The 2,911-nt window shown below is 49.7% G+C and carries 1 rRNA gene; it reads left to right on the plus strand.

What is annotated here, in order from left to right:
* Positions 1 to 2: 2 nt before the first annotated feature.
* Positions 3 to 2,909 (plus strand): 23S ribosomal RNA (locus EDC18_RS14300).
* Positions 2,910 to 2,911: the final 2 nt, after the last annotated feature.

Here is a 2,911-nt window from a genome sequence, read left to right on the forward strand (position 1 = left end):
TAGATTAAGATAGTAAGAGCGTAGGGTGGATGCCTTGGCACTGAGAGCCGATGAAGGACGTGATAAGCTGCGAAAAGCTTCGGGGAGGCGCAAATAGCCATTGATCCGGAGATATCCGAATGGGGAAACCCGGCTGAGAAAAGCTCAGTCACTATTAAGTGAATACATAGCTTAATAGAGGGAACTCGGGGAACTGAAACATCTAAGTACCCGAAGGAGGAGAAAGAAACATCGATTTCCTAAGTAGTGGCGAGCGAAAGGGAAAGAGCCCAAACCTATAAACTTGTTTATAGGGGTTGAGGACTGCATAAGGTATTCTAGAAGGTTAGTCGAATGGTTTTGGGAAAGCCAACCAAAGAGGGTGAAAGTCCTGTAGACGAAAACTAGACAGAGCTGGCAGGATCCAGAGTACCACGGGACACGAGAAACCCTGTGGGAAACAGGGGGGACCACCCCCCAAGGCTAAATACTCCTCAGTGACCGATAGCGCATAGTACTGTGAAGGAAAGGTGAAAAGAACCCCGGGAGGGGAGTGAAAAAGAACCTGAAACCCTATGTTTACAAGCAGTGGAAGGCCGTATATATATCAGGCCGACCGCGTACTTTTTGTAGAACGGTCCGGCGAGTTACATTTGTTGGCAAGGTTAAGGACTAAAGGTCTGGAGCCGAAGGGAAACCAAGTCTTAATAGGGCGTTGAGTCAGCAGGTGTAGACCCGAAACCGGGTGACCTACCCATGTCCAGGTTGAAGTTACCGTAAAAGGTAATGGAGGACCGAACTCACATGTGTTGAAAAACGTGGAGATGAGGTGTGGGTAGCGGAGAAATTCCAATCGAACCCGGAGATAGCTGGTTCTCCTCGAAATAGCTTTAGGGCTAGCCTTGATGGAGTCTAATGGAGGTAGAGCACTGAATTGCCTAGGGGGCGTCAAAGCTTACCGAAGCATATCAAACTCCGAATGCCATATAGATGCTCATCAGGAGTCAGACTGCGCGAGATAAGTTGGGTAGTCAAAAGGGAAAGAGCCCAGACCACCAGCTAAGGTCCCAAAGTATGTGTTAAGTGGAAAAGGATGTGAGATTTCAGAGACAACTAGGATGTTGGCTTAGAAGCAGCCACTCATTCAAAGAGTGCGTAATAGCTCACTAGTCGAGAGATCTTGCGCCGAAAATGTCCGGGGCTAAAACACAACACCGAAGCTGTGGAATTGAACATAGTTCAATTGGTAGAGGAGCATTCTTATTTGGGAGGAAGCTGTACCGTAAGGAGCAGTGGACTAATAAGAAGAGAGAATGCCGGAATGAGTAGCGAGAGAGAAGTGAGAATCTTCTCGGCCGAATATCCAAGGTTTCCAGAGTAAAGCTGATCTTCTCTGGGTAAGTCGGGACCTAAGGCGAGGACGAGAGTCGTAGTCGATGGACAACAGGTTGAAATTCCTGTACCGCATATAAACAGAACTGTGGGGACGCAGAAGGATAGGAGAAGCGGGGAATGGAAAGACCCGCTCAAGCACAAAGGATAGTCTGGTAGGCAAATCCGCCAGATGTTTCTGAAGTGTGACGAGGACCGAAATTAAGTAGGGAAGTCTCTGAATCTATGCTGCCAAGAAAAGCCGCTATTGTTTTATATGTGCCCGTACCGTAAACCGACACAGGTGGATGAGGAGAGAATCCTAAGGCCGACGGGAGAAGCGTTGTTAAGGAACTCGGCAAAATGACCCCGTAACTTCGGGAGAAGGGGTGCCTGTAGAAATACAGGCCGCAGAGAATAGGCCCAAGCGACTGTTTAGCAAAAACACAGGTCTCTGCAAAACCGAAAGGTGAAGTATAGGGGCTGACGCCTGCCCGGTGCTGGAAGGTTAAGGGGAGTGGTTAGGAGCAATCCGAAGCTATGAACTTAAGCCCCAGTAAACGGCGGCCGTAACTATAACGGTCCTAAGGTAGCGAAATTCCTTGTCGGGTAAGTTCCGACCCGCACGAAAGGCGTAACGATTTGGGCACTGTCTCGACAACGCGCCCGGTGAAATTGTAGTACCGGTGAAGATGCCGGTTACCCGCGACAGGACGGAAAGACCCCGTGGAGCTTTACTCCAGCTTGATACTGGGATTCGGTATTACATGTACAGGATAGGAGGGAGACTAAGAAGGTAGGACGCCAGTCTTGCCAGAGTCGACGTTGGGATACCTCCCTTGTAGTACTGGATTTCTAACCTATACCAGTGATCCTGGTAAGGGACAATGTCAGGTGGGGAGTTTGACTGGGGCGGTCGCCTCCGAAAAGGTATCGGAGGCGCTCAAAGGTCATCTCAGAATGGTTGGAAATCATTCGAAGAGTGCAAAGGCATAAGATGGCTTGACTGTGACACCGACGGGTGGAGCAGGTACGAAAGTAGGACTTAGTGATCCGGTGGTATAAAGTGGGATTGCCATCGCTCAACGGATAAAAGCTACCCCGGGGATAACAGGCTTATCACTCCCAAGAGTTCACATCGACGGAGTGGTTTGGCACCTCGATGTCGGCTCATCGCATCCTGGGGCTGTAGTAGGTCCCAAGGGTTGGGCTGTTCGCCCATTAAAGCGGTACGCGAGCTGGGTTCAGAACGTCGTGAGACAGTTCGGTCCCTATCCGTCGTGGGCGCAGGATATTTGAGAGGAGCTGTCCTTAGTACGAGAGGACCGGGATGGACGAACCGCTGGTGTATCTGTTGTACTACCAAGTGCATAGCAGAGTAGCCAAGTTCGGAAGGGATAAACGCTGAAGGCATCTAAGCGTGAAGCCTCCCTCAAGATAAGATATCCCATAGCGCAAGCTAGTAAGACCCCTTGAAGACTACAAGGTAGATAGGTTGGAGGTGTAAGTGTGGTAACACATTTAGCTGACCAATACTAATAGGTCGAGGTCTTAATCTAAT

The organism is Natranaerovirga pectinivora (assembly GCF_004342165.1).
Taxonomy (GTDB): Bacteria; Bacillota; Clostridia; order Lachnospirales; family DSM-24629; genus Natranaerovirga; species Natranaerovirga pectinivora.